Origin of the sequence: Herbinix hemicellulosilytica, assembly GCF_002904165.1 — a bacterium.
GTDB lineage: Bacteria > Bacillota > Clostridia > Lachnospirales > Lachnospiraceae > Mobilitalea > Mobilitalea hemicellulosilytica.
This window is the reverse complement of record NZ_CVTD020000017.1, coordinates 93,720-112,337: the sequence shown is the minus strand read 5'-3', so window position 1 is coordinate 112,337 and position 18,618 is coordinate 93,720. Positions and strand designations below refer to the sequence as shown.

Below are 18,618 nucleotides of genomic sequence, written 5' to 3'. Positions count from 1 at the left end.
TTAATGTCTACAATACTAGTTTAAATGACTTGTGGTAATATGTCAATTAATCGGACTGAATAAATTATGTAAAGTTATCTATAATTTTTACATGATTTCAATAGTTTACCCATGTTTTTTTCCAAAATACACTGTTATAATGGATTAAAATTAGTTAAAAAGCATGGCGTTTATTAATGAGCAGGTGTGTTTATTGTAAGAAGTATATAATTTGGTTTATAAATACTTATAGTGTTTATACCAATCAGACAAAAAGATTTTGTCAATTAAGTACAAGGGGGACTTAAAATATCATGAAAAAAAAGCGGACAGCACAAAAAGCCTATGTATACCTTAAGAAGACATGGACCCTTTATTTGATGTTGTTGTTACCTGTGGCATTTGCCGTAGTATTCAGGTATTTGCCAATGACAAATATAGTTATGGCCTTCAAAGACTATAACATGTTTAAGGGTGTATGGGCTTCTGAGTGGTCAGATCCCATTTTTAAATGGTTTCAAAAGGCTTTTCAGACAAAAGATTTTTGGTATGCACTTCGCAATACTTTATTATTAAACTTTCTTGATCTGATATTCGGATTTCCTTTTCCGATAATATTGGCTTTGCTTTTAAATGAGCTTGCATTTAAGCGCTATAAAAGGGTAACGCAGACAATAGTATATCTTCCTCACTTTTTGTCATGGATTATTATAAGCGGTATGGCAAGGCAGCTTTTGGCACCCCGTACCGGTGTTGTAAATGTGTTACTTGGCAAGGTCGGATTGGGTCCCATAAACTTTCTTATGGAAAACGGCTTATATGTAGCAACGTATATAGCTTTAGGCTTATGGAAAGAAATGGGTTGGAATACGATTATATATCTGGCAGCGATTACCGGCATAAACCCTGAATTGTATGAAGCGGCTGAAGTTGACGGTGCTTCACGTTTAAGGAAAATATGGCATGTTACTTTGCCGGGAATCCGTTCCACTATAATTGTGCTTTTGATTATGAACATGGGACGGATTTTAGGAAGCGAATTTGACCGTCCTTTTGCAATGCAAAATGACTTGGTTATGGATGTGGCTGATGTGTTAAGTACTTATGTTTATCGTGTAGGTATCAGGGGATTTCAGTTCTCCCTTACAGCTGCAGTAGGATTATTCCAGTCGGTTGTTTGTGTTATTTTCTTATTTGGTGCCAATGCTATTGCAAAACGTTTCGGCGAACGCGGAATATGGTAAGGGGGTTTTGGACTAATGGTTAAGTCAAAAAGAAGAAAAATTGAAGACATTATAATTGCAGCTATATGCTTTTTATTTATTTTATTGTGCTTATTGCCTATGGTAAATATCCTTGCCAGGTCCTTTAGCTCAACCCAGGCTATGATAAACAACCGGGTTTCATTCTGGCCTGTGGAATTTACTTTGGAGTCATATTATTACGTATTACAGGATAAGGCATTCGTACGTTCATTATGGTGGACTGCCCTATTAACTCTTATATGTACTATCGTATCGCTTGTTATTACAGTAATGGCAGCATATCCTTTGATATATGAAAATCTCAAGGGCAGAAGATTTTTTAACAGTATGTTTCTTTTAACTATGTACTTTAGTGCAGGTACCATACCGAATTATTTATTGATGAAGCAGTTAAATCTGCTTGATAATCCGTTGGTACTTATTATTCCTAACTGTTTGTCCATTTTTAACATGATTATACTCAGAAGCTTTTTCTATACAATACCGGAAAGTTTACGAGAATCTGCTCAGCTTGACGGTGCAGGCCCTGTAAATATCCTTATTAAAATTTACCTGCCGCTTTCTAAACCTGCTTTGGCTACGTTGGCCCTGTTTTATGCGGTAGGCAGATGGAACGGGTTTTCGGATGCTCTAATGTATATTTCCGATCCCAAGTATGCGCCTATTCAGTTAAAATTATGGCAGGTTATTAATAACAGATCATCAATAGAAACGGCACAACAGGAAGGCTTTGCGGCGCCGGTTGCCAGTGAAGGGCTGAAAGCGGCTTCTGTTATGTTTGCTACAGTTCCTATATTGGTCGTTTATCCTTGGTTGCAGCGTTACTTTATAACAGGTGTTACCCTGGGTGCAATTAAGGAGTAATAATAACGATAAATTTCAACGATATAAGTTAAGGATATCGTTGTGATTTATAAAAATATAAATAGGAGGATGTAAAATGAAAAAGAAATTGTTGTCAATCCTGCTTGTATGCATGATGATTGTCACAGTTTTGGGGGGATGTGGTAAGAAAAACGGTGGCAACAATACGCAGGATTCTGGAACAAAAAATGAGTCACCGACAAATACTCCTGATAAACAGGATAATGAAACACCTGTAGCTGATGAAAAACCGCCTTACAGTGAGATTACAGTAGAAGTTTTTGACCGTGGTACTGACGGCGGAAAAACTGATCCTACAAATAACTACTACACCGACTGGATCAAACAAAAATGTTTAGAAGAACTTAATTTGGGTGTAACATTTGTAGCAGTATCCCGTTGGGAAGAAACCGATCAGCTTAACAACCTGATGGCTGCCGGCACCGCACCTGACGTATGCTTAACATACAGCGGTGATTTGATTGCAAACTATCGTGATTTAGGCGGCCTTACCGACTTGGCTCCTTATATCGATACTTTACTTCCGGATCTTAAAGAATTCCTTGGTCCCGACCTTGCTCTTCCCGGTCGTGACATGATTTATCGTAACATGGATATGGAAACCGGTGCAGTTTATTCTATACCTGCACGTCGTATGAACGTTGCACAAATTGGTACTTTCATCCGTAAAGACTGGCTTGACAAACTGGAATTACCTCTGCCTACAACTACTGAAGAATTCTATAACGCTTTAGTACAGTTCAAAGAGAAAGATCCCGGCGGAGTCGGCAAGAACAATGTTGTTCCGTTTACTATGACCAGTGACGTTCGCTGGAGAGCATCAGCATTAATTGAATCCTTTGTTGATCCTAATTTAAGCGACAAAGAGCGCTGGATCAATACAGTTGTTGAACGTCAATATCTGCTTCCCGGATATAAGGAAGGCGTTCGCTTCCTGAACAAGATGTATCATGAAGGCTTAATCGATAACCAATTCGCACTTTATAAAGACGATACAGACAGCGATAACCTGATTAAGATGGGTGTTGTAGGATCCTTTATACACAACTGGGATCAGCCTTATCGTGATACACCGGGTCTGTTAAGAGATTTAAGACAAAACGTACCTGATGCTGAAATCGTATCTATCGATCCTTTCCAAAATGCAGAAGGCAAGACAGTTAAAGGCCTTTACGATTCTGCAGGTGTTAACTTCTTTGTACCTGCATTCAGCAAGAACGTAGAAGGCGCGCTTCGTTATATTAACTGGTTGTCCAAGTTTGAAAACCGCAGCTACTTACAGCTTGGTGACGAAGGTGTTACTCACGTAATTGAAAACGGTGTTCCTAAAATTATACCTGCCGAAGGCGAGAAGATCATGAACTCTCCTCAGAATATCGACTATACTATCATGATCAACGGACTTGACCTTGGCGACGAGGAACTGAATGTAAAGGCTATTGCTAGCGGTTATACTGTTGAGCCTGAGCTGGTTATTACCGCTTATGAGAATGCTATGCGTAACGGTCGTCCTGCCATTATCGTTCCTGTAACCTTAAGTGCTGCAGGTCCTTATACACAGACCCTGATCGATAAGGGTAACGAATTAATGGCAAGAGCTATTACAGCAGCTCCTGAAGAATTTGATGCCGTATGGGATGCAGGTATCGAAGATTGGCTCAACTCTGGTGCAAGAGAGATAATTGAAGAGCGCAGATTAAAATATGAAGAATATGAAGCATCCTTAAATAATTAATTATAAACTTGGTAATTACTAAAAAAGGTCTGGAATTAGTCCAGACCTTTTTAATATAGCTATTTTAAAACGACCGAAACGGTTCTCTTATGACATAACTAATATCACACTGTGTAATAAAAACCTGAAGCCCAAACCGATATTTTAAAATATTTTATCGGCAGAAGATAAGTAATTAATTATTAAGTTTATTCGATAGGGATATACTTTCTATACTCCAGCTTGGTTTCGGTTTTATCCTTAGGAAAAGCAATTGTCAGTACGCCGTTCTTAAATGATGCTTTAAAATCTTCTTCTTTTAAATTCTCGCCTACATAAAAGCTTCTTTTTAAACTGCCGCTGTAACGCTCTCTTCGGATATATCTGCCATTTCTGTCCTTTTTGCCTTTTTCGTCTTCCCTTGTGGCAGTAATGGTAAGATATCCTTTATCTAAATGGGCTGTAATATCATTCTTGTCAAAGCCGGGGAGTTCGATTTCAAGCTGATATTCATCTCCCAAATCTTTTATATTGGTATTCATCATTCCGCTCATAGGAAATCTGCCGAAGGAAGGGAAACTAAATATGTCGTCAAAATTATCGGTAAAATCATCAAAAAAGTTATCTACAAAGTTTCGGTTGAAAATGCTTGGAAATAACATATTCATACCTCCTTAATATATGTTTTATATATCATATATATGTTCTATATGAAATATAACACATATAACTTATTATGTCAAGGATCTATTTATATTTTATTCAAAATAAAAAAAATATATAATTTTATGAAGCATTGCTAAAAAATTAACCAATATACTTGAAAAAACTACTAAAAATTAGTATAAATGAGATAATAGAGAATATAAATAATCAGATAATTAGGATTCTCTTTTAAGACCGAGGAGGCATAAAGTAATGGCCGATCAAAAAAAGAATAAGTTGCTATATATAGTAAACCCGATTGCAGGTAGAATTTTTCCAAAAATTAATTTTAAGCGCGTCATAGAATTATTTCAAAGCCATGGGTTTGATGTAACTATGAAAAAAACAGCATATAAAGGCCATGCTACAGAGTTGGTTTTAAAATACGGACATGATAAGAATATTATTGTTTGCAGCGGCGGTGACGGTACATTGAATGAAGTAATAAGCGGTATAATGAGGCTTGGAAAAGATGTGACATTGGGATATATTCCTTCAGGAACAACCAATGATTTTGCCTGCAGTTTAAATCTTTCCGACCGTATGGAAAAGGCCGCCATGACAATAATAAAAGGACAAACTAAAACAGTAGATATAGGTTTATTTGGGGAAAAAAGATATTTTAGCTATATTGCTTCCTTTGGAGCATTTACGGGAAGTTCGTATTCAACGCCCCAATCACATAAAAATATAATAGGACATCTGGCTTATGTATTGGAAGGAATGAAAGATATTCCTAATATACGGCCTCATCATGTAAGGGTTGAAACAAGCGAAGCAGTTTACGAAGGGGATTATATATTTGGGGCAGTCAGCAATTCTTTATCGATTGGCGGTATTTTAAAATTGGATGCAAACTGTGTCAATTTAAATGACGGCATGTTTGAAATTATTCTTATAAAGAATCCGAAAACACCCATTGATTTAAGCAGAATGATTATTTCTCTCAAAAAGAAAGATTTTAAAGATAAATACATTGATTTTTTTAAAGCTACCGATGTGACATTTTATATGGATGAGCCGTTTCCATGGTCAATAGACGGTGAATATGAAGCCGGAGTAAATAAAGTCAAAATTCAAAATTTACACAGTGCTATTAAAATACTTGCATGAACATAAAGGTGGAAAAGATGGAAAAGATAGATAAAAAAAATAATATAGATAAGACAGAAAATATAAGTAAAATTGATAAAATAGAAAATATAAATAAGATAGATGATCAAAATCACGAATTTGAAAATGACGTAAAAGATGTAACAGTGAATAATAAAGCTCCCGGCAAAAATACCGGCAGATTGAAAAAGATATTATTGCTTAGCATAATATTCTTTATGGTCCTGCTTTTGCTTTTTTTATGGCTGGCTTTTACCAAAAGCGGCCGCAGGGTAATTTATAAGATAGCGGGAAATGTAATACATCAAGGACTGAATAAAGAAGAAATAGGAAAGGAAAATGTCATTATACCTATAGACGAATCTGAACAATACAAGGGAAAAAAAGATAACGCAACAGATACAAATGTTTCTGATAACACAAAGGATAATAAGGATGAAGAAAACAAGAAAGAACCAAGAAGCGAAGAGAATGTAAAAAATTTTTTACTGTTTGGAGTAGAAGAAATCGATAATGCAAAAAATACAGATGCTTTATTGATAGCATCAATAAATACTAATGACGACTCTATCAAACTTGTTTCCCTGCTTAGGGATACGTATATAGAAAGTGGCGACGGAAAACCTCATAAGCTTAACTCGTTCTTTAGTATGGGCGGAGCCAATAAACTGGTTGAAGTTATAGAGGATAATTACAGGATAAAAATTGATGGTTATGCTTATATTAATTTTGAATCCTTTGAAAAGATAGTCGATTTACTTGGAGGAATTGATATAGAGCTTGGCGAGGAAGAAGCACATTATTTAAATACAACCAATTACATATCAAATCCGGCATATCGGAATGTAAGTCCGGGATGGAATCATCTTAATGGCAATCAAACTCTTGGTTATTGCCGTATCCGCATGGTAAAAACTCTTGGAGGAACCGGGGATGATTACGGAAGGACTTTACGGCACCAAAGAGTTTTAAGCGCAATTTTTAATAAGTATAAATCGAAAGGGTTAATCGATTTAATTTTAATTACCAAAAAAATACTCGGCTATGTTAATACTAATGTTACGCAAAGCCAGATAGAAAAGGCTCTGGAAGATATTATTGAGAATAAAATATTCAGTATGAAAACCATGCGGATACCGGTTAATGGGGCTTTTGAAGCTCCGTTGGAGTATAACGGAGTCAAATATCCTATTATAAACGATTGGGATGCAAACATTATCGAATTATATAAATTTATATATTTGGATACCGAAGAAGATGCCCGGAAAAATCTTGATTTATACAGATGAATATTATTTCTTTTTTGATTTTTTTAGTACAATAGGAGAGGAATAAGTGTTAAGCCTTTTACGTAACAGTTCTCCTTGCTTTCTGGCAATAAATTTACCAAGTTTGTCGCTTTTTTCATTAAATTTACAACCGTATAAATATGAATCAAGATGAGAGAGATATTCTTTGCGTACTATAACACCGGTTAATGGTATGATGTTATTAAAATCTTTAACTTTTAAACGAATCATCCGGTCTATGTCCAGATCTTCCTTTGTTATAAAACCTACTCCGGTTTCGCTGATGTCTTTGACAAGTACATTAATCAGATAAGGCCCTGAGGCGGTGTTTATGTATATAGGCATATCTTCTCCTATATACATTCTGTAAGCTTCTCTGCGATTATATGGCTTACCGTCACCCTGCATAGTGATTTTATGATAAATATTGCCGTCGAATCTGATAAGTTTTACGTCTACATTTTCCCATAAAAATACTTTGCCGTCTGTCTTAACTATCAGATTAATACGGCATTTATCATTAAAACCGATAGTACGTTCATTTACTGTTATAGGATTTATAAATATAGAATCATTATGTAAGGAAACAACTTCGCTGTTAAATGACATAGAACGGCCACAAAAGCGCACTTCAATTTCTATGTTGGCTCCCAAAGGAATTTCTTCAATTCGCAAGCCTGCACCTCCTAAGCAGTTACTAATGTAAGTATATTACATTTTAACCGTAATTACAACAAATTTCTATACATCTTTACCATTTATGTCGATTTTATTATAATTATATAAATAAATTAGTTATTAGAAAGGTGTGTTTCTTATGAAATTTACAAAAATGCAGGGATGCGGCAATGATTATGTATATATAGACTGCACTAAGACGCAAGTGTTGGGAGATGTTGCAGATTTAGCAGTTAAGATAAGTGACCGCCATTTCGGGGTAGGTTCAGACGGTCTTATACTGATAAAACCATCCGAAAATGCGGATTTTTTTATGGATATGTATAACAGTGACGGTTCCAGAGGTAAAATGTGCGGAAACGGAATACGGTGTGTCGGAAAATTTGTATATGATAAGGGACTTACGGATAAAACCGAGCTAAAAATAGAAACCTTAAGCGGGATAAAAAATCTTAAACTGTCAGTTGAAAACGGGAAAGTGGATTTGGTTACAGTAGACATGGGGTCACCCGATTTAAAGCCGGAAAATATCCCTGTCATTACAGATAAAAATGTCATGATAAACGAACCGATTATTGTGGGTGATAAAGAATATAATGTGACCTGCATATCTATGGGAAATCCTCATGCGGTTGTTTTTGTTGATGACACGGACAATTTCCCGATAGAAACCGTTGGACCATTATTTGAAAAGCATAAAATATTTCCTGACAGGGTAAATACCGAGTTTGTCCAGGTAATAGATAGAAATCATATAAAAATGCGGGTTTGGGAACGAGGATCCGGAGAAACATTGGCATGCGGTACGGGAGCTTGTGCGTCTGTGGTGGCATCGGTTATTAACGGACTTACAGACAATGAGGTAAAAGTTTCATTGCTGGGAGGAGACCTGCATATTAAATATGATAAGGATAAAAACATGGTATATATGACAGGGCCTGCTGTAACGGTATTTGAAGGAGAAATCAGCTTATAAATTCTTCGAATTATTCTTAATCCGTTACTTGCATAAACAAGAAAATCAATTGTTAATAATGATATAAGATAATACTGTTTAAAATGCTTTAATCAGCTTACATCTGGAGGTAAATAATATGATCTACCCGGCTAATCTGGAAAAAGGGTTTTATATAGGCGTTACGGCTACATCAGCGGGTTTTGACAATGAACCGGATTATAATCGCCTTGATAACGCAATCCTTAATTTTGAAAAGATGGGATATCCGGTCATTACAACACCTAATGTAAAGTCCAATATCAAAGGACGAAGTTGCGACGGTGTGACCAGGGCAAAAGAGTTAAATACCCTGTTTAATGATTCTAAAATAAGAGCAGTTATAGCAGCCAGCGGGGGAGACTTTTTGGTGGAGATGCTTCCCTATGTTGATTTTAATCTGATAGCCGATAACCCCAAATGGATACAGGGATTTTCGGATACAACGGGATTGAATTTTACAATAACAACGAATCTTGATATAGCCACCGTTTATTCGTATAATTTCAGCACATTCGGAATGGAAAGCTGGCATAAGTCTTTATCCGATAATCTAAAGATCCTGGAAGGCAAAGATGTTATTCAGGAAAGCTATGATTTATATCAGGACGGATATTACAAAAGAATAACAGGCCTTGAAGGTTTTGTACTTGAAAAAAAGGTAGAATGGAAAAATATTTTCCCGTCAGGCAGAAATGATGAAAAAGAGATTGAAGTATGCGGCCGCGTTCTTTGCGGATGTTTGGATTGCCTGCTTAATTTGGTCGGTACCAAATATGATAAAACCAAAGAATTTGTAAAAAAATATAAATCAGACGGAATATTGTGGCTTCTTGAAAGTTATGATTTAAACAGTGCCGCTTTAACCAGGGGCCTTTGGCAATTAAAAGAAGCCGGCTGGTTTGACAATGCGGTTGGTTTTGTGTTCGGCAGGCCGGCTATGTATGAAAGCTTTTATGATATTTCTTATGAAGAAGCCGTATGCTCGGTACTTGGCGACTTAAACCTGCCGATTATATTGGATGCAGATATCGGACATAAGCACCCCCAGTTTACTGTTATAAACGGTGCATTAGCCAAGGTAAAAAGCGGGAATAATAAAGGAAGCATAGTTTTTGAAAGAAGGTAAGGTTTTATATGAAATCAGGGCCATTTTTCGTTGGGATTAAGGCTGCTGTAATCAAATTTATCAAAGAAAAGGGGAAATATATCAAAGAAAAAGGGAAATATTTAAAAGAAATACCTAAAGAAAATCTGTTATATCCGTTGGCATTTTTCATCGGAACTTTAATTTACCTGGAATTAAACTCACATTTTTTTATCTATAACACGATTGACGGCAGGATAATATACCCAATTATATTTGCCATACCGACAGGGATTTTTTTTACACTCTTGGCAGGTTTTTTTAAAAACTATGGTAATAAGCTGGTGATGTGGCTGCTTACCGGCATATCTTGCTTAATATTTTGCCTTCAGGTTGTATACTACAGTGTATTCAAAGTATATTTTTCTTTTCAGACTATCGGTATGGCCAACGATGCCCTGACTGAATTCAAAGATGAAGTCAATAAAGCTATTATGTCAAATTTATATCAAATCTTTGTATTGATTATTCCGTTGGTAGTACTGCATTTTTTGATTAAGAAAGTTTTTTTATGCGAAAAAAGAAATCATAAATTGCAGGGCTATCTTTTTTTAGGGGTGCTGATGTTTCACCTTTTTGCTTTGCTGTCCTTAAGAATATACGGGAAAGAAGATTATACTCCTTATGATCTTTACCATCACAGCAAGGTTCCCGAATTAAGCGGCAAACATTTGGGGATTATCACTTTAACAAGATTTGATATTGCCGGGCTTTTTAAAGAAGATGAACCTCAGTTAATTGATGTTGACCCCGATTTCCTTGCTTCGGTTGAGGAAGTTACAGTGGAGAATTTAGCTGCTGCAGACAAGAAGGCGAAAAAAAACTCAAAACAGGCGAACGCAATTGAAAAGAAAGACAAAATTGCGGCTAAAACAGCCTATGAAAAAAAGGCGAGTGCTGAGAATCAATCTATGGGTAAGCCGGCTGAGAAACCTACGCCGATACCTATAGACACATCCCCAAATATAATGAATATAGATTTTGAAGAACTTGCAAAAAACGAAGACAACAAGGCAATCAGAATTCTTCATGAATATTTTGCAAATGTAGAACCTACCAATAAGAATAAGTATACCGGCCTGTTTAAGGGCTATAATCTGATAAATATTGTGGCGGAAGGTTTTTCTCCGTATGCCGTACATGAAGAATTGACCCCGACATTATATAAATTAACTCATGAAGGCTTCGTGTTTACAAACTTTTATACAGCCCTTTGGCAGACCAGTACCAGTGACGGGGAATATGTGGTTATGACGGGCCTGATACCGGTAGGGACTCGGAGCATGTATAAGTCCAGAAAAAATCTTATGCCTTTTTCCCTGGGTAACCAGTTTAATCTTTTGGGAGTGGAAAGCAAGGCATATCATAATCATACTTATACTTATTATGAAAGAAACCTGACTCACCCCAACCTGGGTTATATATTTAAAGCCAAAGGAAACGGGCTGGTACTTGAATCCGACGTATGGCCGGCTTCCGACTGGGAAATGATAAAAAATACCGTTGACGAATATAAAGACGAAAAACCTTTTCATGTATATTATCTTACGGTAAGCGGCCATATGAATTATACATTCTCCGGCAACAGTATGTCCTATAAAAACAAGAATTTGGTCAAAGATCTGCCCTATTCTTCCGATGCAAGAGCTTATATTGCCTGTCAGATTGAGCTTGACCGGGCATTGGAAGAACTGATAAAAAGACTTACCGAAGCAAAGGTTTTAGACAAGACAGTAATAGCTTTAAGTGCCGATCATTATCCTTACGGATGGGATAAGGATAAGATTGATGAGCTTGCGGGCCATGAAGTAGACCCGTATTTTGAAGTGTATAAAAATCACTTTATTTTATGGAGTCCGGCTATAAAAAAGCCTGTTATAATAGACAAACCTGCTTCCAGCCTGGATATTTTGCCTACATTAAGCAATTTATTCGGATTAACCTATGATTCCCGTTTGCTGATGGGAAGGGATATTTTTTCCGATGCGGAACCCTTGGTAATTCTGGGCAACAGAAGTTTTATAACCGATAAAGTAATGTATAATTCGGAAACCGGAAAAGTCATTAAGCTAATCGATGAAGAACTTCCGCCTGATTATATAAAAAATATAAACAATATAATAAAAAATAAATTTACCGTATCAAAAAGCATATTAAAGTATGATTATTACCGCTACGTTTTCCCAAATTATCCGTATGAATTTATAAAGCCTGACTGATGTGTGAACAGGGTGAAAATATTATATCTTTATATAGACAGACTAATTTTTGAACAAAAATAGTAATTTAGATAGTTTTTGCTTAATTCTGTTAAGCTGACTTATATATCAGTTGATTTATGGAATATATGGATAAACAGACAAAAATATGGTATAGCTTTAATATTTTGATAAACTTAATAAAGGTTTAAATTACTTATACAATATGATAACAGTATTTATAGAGGTAAAAAATGAAGATTGATAAGAAAATTTTTTTAACCCTTGCAGATATGGCAAAAATTGAAGTTTCAAATAGTGAAGAAAAACAGTTAATCGATGATTTGAATACGGCAATAGAGTTTATCGGCACTATGAATAAAGTGGATACGGAAAATACCGAACCTTTTTCAATTATGAGTAAAGTAAATTATGCCTTGAGGGAAGATACCGTAACAGAAAACTATGAAAAAAAGAAGCTACTTGCCAATGCACCGGAATTTTCGGACGGATTTTATGTGGTGCCAAAGACAATAGAATAGGGAGGCTGCTATGCAGGAAATTACATCAATATCAGCCCTTGAACTGGCAAACAAGATAAAAAGAAGAGAAATATCCGTAGCTGAGGTTGTTAAAGCTCAATTGGAAATTATATATAAAAGAGAACCCATATATAATTCATATATTACCGTTATGGAAAAAGAGGCCCTATCCCAGGCGCTAATCGTGCAAAAAAGGATAAACGACAAAGAGCTTGATGATTCTCCCCTTGCAGGGGTAACTGTGGCAGTAAAAGACAATATATGCACCAAAGATACAAGAACCACCTGTGCATCAAAAATACTTAGAGACTTTATACCGTCCTATGATGCTACAGTTATAGAAAAATTAAAAAATGCCGGTCTTATTATTATCGGGAAAACCAATTTGGATGAGTTTGCTATGGGGGATTCCACAAGGACTTCGTATTTTGGTGAAACTAAGAATCCTTGGAATATAAAGCACACACCGGGAGGTTCAAGCGGCGGGTCTGCCTCTGCGGTTGCTGCCGAAGAAGCTCATGTATCGTTAGGGACCGATACCGGGGGATCCATCAGGCAGCCTTCGGCTTACTGCGGTTTGGTAGGTTTTAAGCCGACTTACGGAGCAGTATCCAGATTTGGGCTGGTACCGTTTGCGTCATCTCTCGATCAAATAGGACCCATAAGCAGAAATGTTTCGGACTGCACTGCACTACTTGAAATTATATCGGGTCATGATCCTAAAGATTCCACAACCGTAGGCCAAAAGAGCTTTTTATACCGGCAATATCTTATAGATGATATAAAAGGGATGAAAATTGGGGTTCCAAAACCGTTTTTTGAGGAGAATATGGAAGAAGATGTACGAAAGCATTTTATTATGGCATTAGAGACTTTTAAAGACATGGGAGCCCAAGTGGAAATTTTTAATTTTGAAGAAGTAAAGTACTGTGTACAGGTGTATCAGGTTATTTCCTGTGCAGAAGCATTTTCCAACCTTTCCCGTTATGACGGGGTAAAATTCGGACACAGGGCCGATGAGTATGCTAATCTGGTGGAAGTTTATAAAAAATCCAGAGGGGAAGGCTTTGGGTATGAGGTTAAACGCAGAATTATGCTGGGAGCATTTGTTCTAAGTAAAGGAAATTATGAAACATATTATAATAAGGCAAGAAAGATAAGAAGGCTTATCTGTGAGGCATACGATAAGGCCTTTGAAAGATATGATATTATTTTAAGTCCTGAAACATTAAAAACAGCCCCTCCTCTTACCGAGAAAAAATCCTCATCCCCCAAAAAATCAACATCATTAACCCTTAATTCCTCAGTAAATCTGGCGGGGTTGCCCGCAGCCAGTATCCCTTGCGGAAAAGACAAAAACGGAATGCCTATAGGACTGCAGATTGTAGGCAAACGTCTGGGAGAAAAGGATATAATACGAGCAGCATATGCTTTTGAACAGGCAAGACCGTGCTTAAGGCCTGATCTTATTTAATATTTTATCTTGTTTTATGAAATAATTAGAGTTATTAAATATAACAGCATGATAAACCGGAAGGAAGGATGGTGTATGAAAAAAGCATTTCTGTTTCTGGCATTTGCCGTTTTACTGGCAGGATGTGCAAAAAATCATGTTGATGCGGATTTAGATTTGATTTCTTGTGATGCATCATTCAGTGATAATGATTATTCCGATATCCTAAATGATTTGCTTTATAGTGATTATGGTACAGGTATCCGACTTACCGGCAATTCAAAGCTTGTTATTTCACAGTTTGATTTAGATTTAAAAGAGGAAGAAGCCGTAGTTTATATCATTAATCTTGAAAAAGATGAAGTAGTTAAACAATTTAATTTTGAGTTTAACCGGGATATTTCTTACTCAGTCGATTCAGATGGTGTTTTTGCTGTTTTTGCAAAATTAAGGAACGGAGATATTGTTGATTTGACACCAAAAGCAGCAGTGGAAATTACTTATAAGCTGGATGACAGCGGCGGTTTTATCCCACTAAAATAAAAATATAAGTTAAAATTTAAATTTTTCTATTCTATACTTATTATTAATTCGATTATTTCGGAGCAAAACTAATTTTTATCTTTAATTATTTTGTGGGAGTTTAAAAATGAATCAATACGAAACTGTAATCGGTCTGGAAGTACATGTAGAATTGTCAACTGAATCAAAAATATTTTGTGGCTGTTCAACGAAGTTTGGCGGTAGCCCTAACAGTAATATATGCCCTGTATGTGTCGGAATGCCGGGAGCAATGCCGGTATTAAATAAAAAAGTCGTGGAGTATGCTCTGGCAGCTGCAATAGCCCTTGACTGCAAAATAAATAAAAACATCATATTTGACCGAAAGAATTATTTTTATCCGGATCTGCCGAAAGGATTTCAGATATCGCAGTTTTATTTACCGATTGCAGAAAACGGTAAAATTACTATTAATACCGAAAACGGCGTAAAGATTATAGGCATAAGAGAGATTCACATTGAAGAGGATGCAGGCAAACTGGTGCATGATACTGCCGGAAACAGGTCTTTTATTGACTTTAACAGGGCGGGAATACCGCTTATTGAAATAGTAAGTAAACCGGATATCCGGTCAGCGGCTGAAGCCGTTGCTTATCTTGAAAAGCTTAAAATGATTATGACTTATCTGGGGGTATCCGATTGCAAGATGCAGGAAGGTTCCCTTCGGGTGGATATAAATCTCTCCGTAAGAAAAGCAGGAGATAATCGGCTTGGGACGAGGACGGAGATTAAGAATTTAAACTCTTTTAAAGCTGTTTTAAGGGCGATAGAAAGTGAAAGTAAAAGACAGATTGAACTTCTGAAAGAAGGTAAGGAAATAATCCGGGAAACCAGGCGGTGGGACGACAGTAAGAATATAAGCATACGGATGAGAACAAAAGAAGAAACTCAGGACTATTGCTATTTTATCGAACCCGATCTGGGCCCTATAGAGATATTTGAGGACTGGATAAAAGAAATTAAATCTTCTATGCCTGAATTACGTGACGAAAAAATCATAAGGTATCAGAAAGAATATAAACTTTCGGAATATGATGCAAGGGTACTTACCTCTTCCAAAAAAATAGCCGATTTGTTCGAGAAAACGGAAGATTTATGTAAGATGCCAAAGGAAGTTGCAAACTGGCTGATGGTAGAGGGTATGAGAGTTATAAATGAGAAAGGTATGGATGCTGATGAATTAAATGTTCAACCGGCCGGTTTGTCAAAACTTATCCTTATGGTGGAAGAGGGGAAAATTAACCGTACCGTAGCAAAAGAAATGTTTGAAAAAGTATTCCTTGAAAACATTGATCCTGAGGAATATGTAAAAGAGCATAATCTCGGCCTGATTTCGGATGAAAATATGCTTCGGGATTTGGTGCAGGCTGTACTTGACGAAAATCCGAAATCTGTTTCGGACTATAAAAGCGGAAAAACAAAAGCATTTGGATTTTTGGTAGGCCAAACCATGAAAGCTGTTAAAGGCCAGGCCGATCCGATGCTAGTAAATAAAATACTGACAGAACTTCTTAACGGATAAATTGATTAGGTTTATTATTTCAAAGGAAAATAAAGACCAAACAGGCCGATTAATAAATGGGGGGCTGTCGCATAATTAGATTAAGAGGATAAAGATTGAATTATGCGACAACCCCATTTTTTAATTATGCCCGTATATCGAAAGAATATCTGGATACATTTTTGACCGATGCATCTTTTTGCAATATATCTGTGATAAAGTCGGGTTTGCTTTCAGATACTTTTGTTTTCACTTGTATCTTGTATCCCAGCTTGATAAGGGCATCGGACAATTCGTGCAAATGGGAGGATATTAATTGCTCTGATGATTTTTCAAGATAAAAGACTGCATTTATCTGTCGTTCTTTCATAGCCATATGAATATCAACAGGGCCTAAGTTAGCCATATTAAGATGCAGCAGGACATTAAGCTGTTCATTATTGCTATGTGCCTTGTTTTTGCGTGTAAATACATATAAGTCTCCGTGGCTGTCCTGTCCGGCAAGGCGTAAAGGAAGCTGAAGATATAAGAACAGCTCATTAAGATCTCTCATAAATTGCAGGTTATCTTGGAGCTTATTAATTGGTGTTCTTATATTTTCCGATTCTAATAATCCGTATTCCGAAAGACCTTTAAGCTTTTCAAGATCCTCATACAGGCGCCTGAAAAATTTCTTGTCTGTTATATCTTCTCTAAGACTTTCAGGACTTAAGGTCCAGCGTTTATGAAGGGTGTTAGTTATCCGGTGGTGATAGTTTCCGGCTTTTAAAAGTTTTATTAACTTTTCTTTTTCTGTATCTGATAATGTTGATGAAATTCCTATAAAAGCCTCAAACAGACGGGAAGGAATGATATTTTCATCCGGTGACTTAATCAGCCCTTTATCAACTAAATCAAAAATCAAATTCATAAGATCCCGTAGAGTTGCCGAACCGATATCGCGATCAGTATACGGTTTCGACATTTCTGCATTAATAATATTGCCTGAATTCTCCGGATTTGGGAAGATATATGTATTATCTAAATTTGTACCACTGTCGGCATTAAGGTCCGTAAGGCTACGGATAAATTCAAGAAAGCCTGCCGTTTGACTTTCGGCAAGGACTGACTGCAGGGGAGTTTCGGCTTTATAGATTCCGGTTTTTCCGTCATATAATATGTAAAGTAACTGTTTGAAAAGATTTAAAATCTTATCAAAACCGATATTATTAGTGTTACTGTTTGGATAAATGTAATCTTCGGATAAGTTGTTTTCCTTAAGATTAGAAGTTTTTTCTCCCATATTCTGCAAATTATAAAGGTCTTTTACTGTTTCTTCAGTAATACCGTTTGCCTGGTTTGGATTGATTGTATCTGTCTTACCTGCCGGTTTATCCGATATGACTGCATTATCATTAGTTTGCAAAAACATATTTTCCAGATAAACTTTAATATTTTCAGTAAGAATGTTTAGGTCACCAAGCATTTGGTGCATACCCTTTTGATAAGCTTCCAGTTGGGCTATATTAACCGGGTTGACGGGTAGCTGATTTTTAAGAAGCAGTAAAAGGGTTTTTATGTCGGTATTGGGATATGAAGCTGTAAGTTTAATCAGCTTAAGTATGGTATCTTTGTCCACAGGCATCTGAAAATTTAATAGTTCTTTGACTATGGCTTTATTCTTTTCCGAAGCTGAAAGTCCGGCGGCAGAAAGAGCCTTATAAATTATGTCATGCATGGGATTATTGTCCGAGGAAACCAAACGCAGTGTAATCTGATCATCGGTTTTATCGGTAATCACAAATTCCGCAGACTGGCCTATAGAAAGAGGAACTTTTCCGTCAATTTTGGCCGTAATAACCTGACCGGTTGACTCCAGTCTTATTTTTGCCTCCTGATATCTTAAATCAATTATTTCCCCTTTAATTATTTTGCCTTCCTGAGGTAAGCGGGCGGTTTTTTCGCTTTGGTCGGCAGGTTTGGTTTCCCTGGCTTTATCGATGGCTTCTTCGTATTTTGATAAAGCTGTTTTATACAGTTTGTTATTTCTGGTTTTGGAATATCCGTTGATTTCCATATTTGAAACATCCTTTTACATATAAAATCATACGTGTAAGCCTACATAATATATATCGGCTGGCGATTTTTAAAATGTAATATTTAGAAATGTGATTCAAGTCATTGAATTTATATTATCTATAATGTAATATTAGTTAGGCTGTTACCAAAGTGTAAAAATCAGTATACTTACGGGAGTTGAATAAAATGATTAATCCTGCAAAATTTTTAAAATTAAAAAGCACTTGGGAACGTTTTTCTATGAACCATCCTAAATTTGTTAGTTTCTTAGCTGCCTTGCAAAACAACTTTATAAAAGAAGGTACAGTGATAGAAATTAATGTAAAAACCGAAGAAGGAAAATCAATCTGCTCAAATATTAGACTAAGCAAAGAAGATATTGACATGTTTTCTGAATTTTCGGAGATATTAAAACCATGATTTTCCTATGCGATTTAAGAAATGATTATTATAATCAATACTATTGACTTAAAAAAAATAATAAGCTATAGTTACTTGGGCTTATGCCTTTATTATAAATAATTTCTGAACAGGAG

At 36.2% G+C, this 18,618-nt stretch carries 17 protein-coding genes; 14 read left to right on the top strand and 3 right to left on the bottom strand.

All coding sequences use genetic code 11. The features are described 5' to 3' along the window. Positions 1–176 precede the first annotated feature (176 nt). From HHT355_RS14005 to HHT355_RS08370, 4 genes are all read left to right on the top strand, one after another. Entirely contained in the window at positions 177–287 is a 111-nt protein-coding gene (locus tag HHT355_RS14005) for a hypothetical protein (protein ID WP_456298589.1), read from the top strand. Positions 288–293: 6 nt separating this feature from the next. Next, complete coding sequence (locus HHT355_RS08380; protein WP_103202993.1) at positions 294–1,223, top strand: ABC transporter permease; 930 nt, start codon at positions 294–296, stop codon at positions 1,221–1,223. 15 nt (positions 1,224–1,238) lie between these two features. Next, positions 1,239–2,108, top strand: coding sequence for a carbohydrate ABC transporter permease (locus HHT355_RS08375; RefSeq protein WP_103202992.1), 870 nt, complete (start codon positions 1,239–1,241; stop codon positions 2,106–2,108). 76 nt (positions 2,109–2,184) lie between these two features. Continuing rightward, on the top strand, positions 2,185–3,864 hold the full coding sequence (locus tag HHT355_RS08370; protein WP_103202991.1) for an extracellular solute-binding protein: 1,680 nt from the start codon (positions 2,185–2,187) through the stop codon (positions 3,862–3,864). A gap of 188 nt (positions 3,865–4,052) precedes the next feature. Here HHT355_RS08370 and HHT355_RS08365 read toward each other — a convergent pair whose 3' ends face one another. Further along, positions 4,053–4,505 carry an Hsp20/alpha crystallin family protein gene (locus tag HHT355_RS08365; protein WP_103202990.1) on the bottom strand — a complete coding sequence of 151 codons (453 nt, stop codon included), beginning with the start codon at positions 4,503–4,505 and terminating at the stop codon, positions 4,053–4,055. A gap of 256 nt (positions 4,506–4,761) precedes the next feature. On the opposite strand from HHT355_RS08365, the gene HHT355_RS08360 reads away from it, so the two are divergent. Both HHT355_RS08360 and HHT355_RS08355 read left to right on the top strand, forming a co-directional pair. After that, the gene (locus HHT355_RS08360; RefSeq protein ID WP_103202989.1) at positions 4,762–5,661 is read left to right on the top strand and encodes a diacylglycerol/lipid kinase family protein; all 900 of its coding nucleotides are present in this window, start codon (positions 4,762–4,764) and stop codon (positions 5,659–5,661) included. A gap of 17 nt (positions 5,662–5,678) precedes the next feature. Beyond that, a complete protein-coding gene (locus tag HHT355_RS08355; protein WP_158245934.1) occupies positions 5,679–6,950 on the top strand; it encodes an LCP family protein in 1,272 nt (423 codons plus the stop codon). A gap of 3 nt (positions 6,951–6,953) precedes the next feature. Here HHT355_RS08355 and HHT355_RS08350 read toward each other — a convergent pair whose 3' ends face one another. Continuing rightward, positions 6,954–7,625, bottom strand: a complete 672-nt coding sequence (locus HHT355_RS08350) for a PilZ domain-containing protein (RefSeq protein WP_103202987.1) — start codon at positions 7,623–7,625, stop codon at positions 6,954–6,956. Positions 7,626–7,767: 142 nt separating this feature from the next. Here HHT355_RS08350 and dapF point away from each other — a divergent pair, with 142 nt between their 5' ends. The 7 genes from dapF to gatB all read left to right on the top strand — a co-directional run bounded on the left by dapF (position 7,768) and on the right by gatB (position 16,045). Continuing rightward, complete coding sequence (gene dapF, locus HHT355_RS08345) at positions 7,768–8,604, top strand: diaminopimelate epimerase (RefSeq protein WP_103202986.1); 837 nt, start codon at positions 7,768–7,770, stop codon at positions 8,602–8,604. A gap of 118 nt (positions 8,605–8,722) precedes the next feature. After that, a complete protein-coding gene (locus HHT355_RS08340; protein ID WP_103202985.1) occupies positions 8,723–9,751 on the top strand; it encodes a S66 family peptidase in 1,029 nt (342 codons plus the stop codon). 8 nt (positions 9,752–9,759) lie between these two features. Then, positions 9,760–11,988 carry an LTA synthase family protein gene (locus tag HHT355_RS08335; protein WP_103202984.1) on the top strand — a complete coding sequence of 743 codons (2,229 nt, stop codon included), beginning with the start codon at positions 9,760–9,762 and terminating at the stop codon, positions 11,986–11,988. Positions 11,989–12,221: 233 nt separating this feature from the next. After that, positions 12,222–12,509 carry an Asp-tRNA(Asn)/Glu-tRNA(Gln) amidotransferase subunit GatC gene (gene gatC, locus HHT355_RS08330; protein ID WP_103202983.1) on the top strand — a complete coding sequence of 96 codons (288 nt, stop codon included), beginning with the start codon at positions 12,222–12,224 and terminating at the stop codon, positions 12,507–12,509. 10 nt (positions 12,510–12,519) lie between these two features. Next, positions 12,520–13,983 carry an Asp-tRNA(Asn)/Glu-tRNA(Gln) amidotransferase subunit GatA gene (gene gatA, locus HHT355_RS08325; protein WP_103202982.1) on the top strand — a complete coding sequence of 488 codons (1,464 nt, stop codon included), beginning with the start codon at positions 12,520–12,522 and terminating at the stop codon, positions 13,981–13,983. A gap of 75 nt (positions 13,984–14,058) precedes the next feature. Beyond that, entirely contained in the window at positions 14,059–14,505 is a 447-nt protein-coding gene (locus tag HHT355_RS08320; RefSeq protein WP_103202981.1) for a hypothetical protein, read from the top strand. A 106-nt stretch (positions 14,506–14,611) separates the two neighbouring features. Then, positions 14,612–16,045: an Asp-tRNA(Asn)/Glu-tRNA(Gln) amidotransferase subunit GatB gene (gene gatB, locus HHT355_RS08315; protein WP_103202980.1), complete on the top strand. Its 1,434-nt coding sequence runs from the start codon at positions 14,612–14,614 to the stop codon at positions 16,043–16,045. A 124-nt stretch (positions 16,046–16,169) separates the two neighbouring features. Here gatB and fliK read toward each other — a convergent pair whose 3' ends face one another. Further along, on the bottom strand, positions 16,170–18,080 hold the full coding sequence (gene fliK, locus HHT355_RS08310; RefSeq protein WP_103202979.1) for a flagellar hook-length control protein FliK: 1,911 nt from the start codon (positions 18,078–18,080) through the stop codon (positions 16,170–16,172). Positions 18,081–18,268: 188 nt separating this feature from the next. Between fliK and HHT355_RS08305 the strand changes: the two genes are divergently transcribed. Then, on the top strand, positions 18,269–18,502 hold the full coding sequence (locus HHT355_RS08305; RefSeq protein WP_103202978.1) for a hypothetical protein: 234 nt from the start codon (positions 18,269–18,271) through the stop codon (positions 18,500–18,502). Positions 18,503–18,618: the final 116 nt, after the last annotated feature.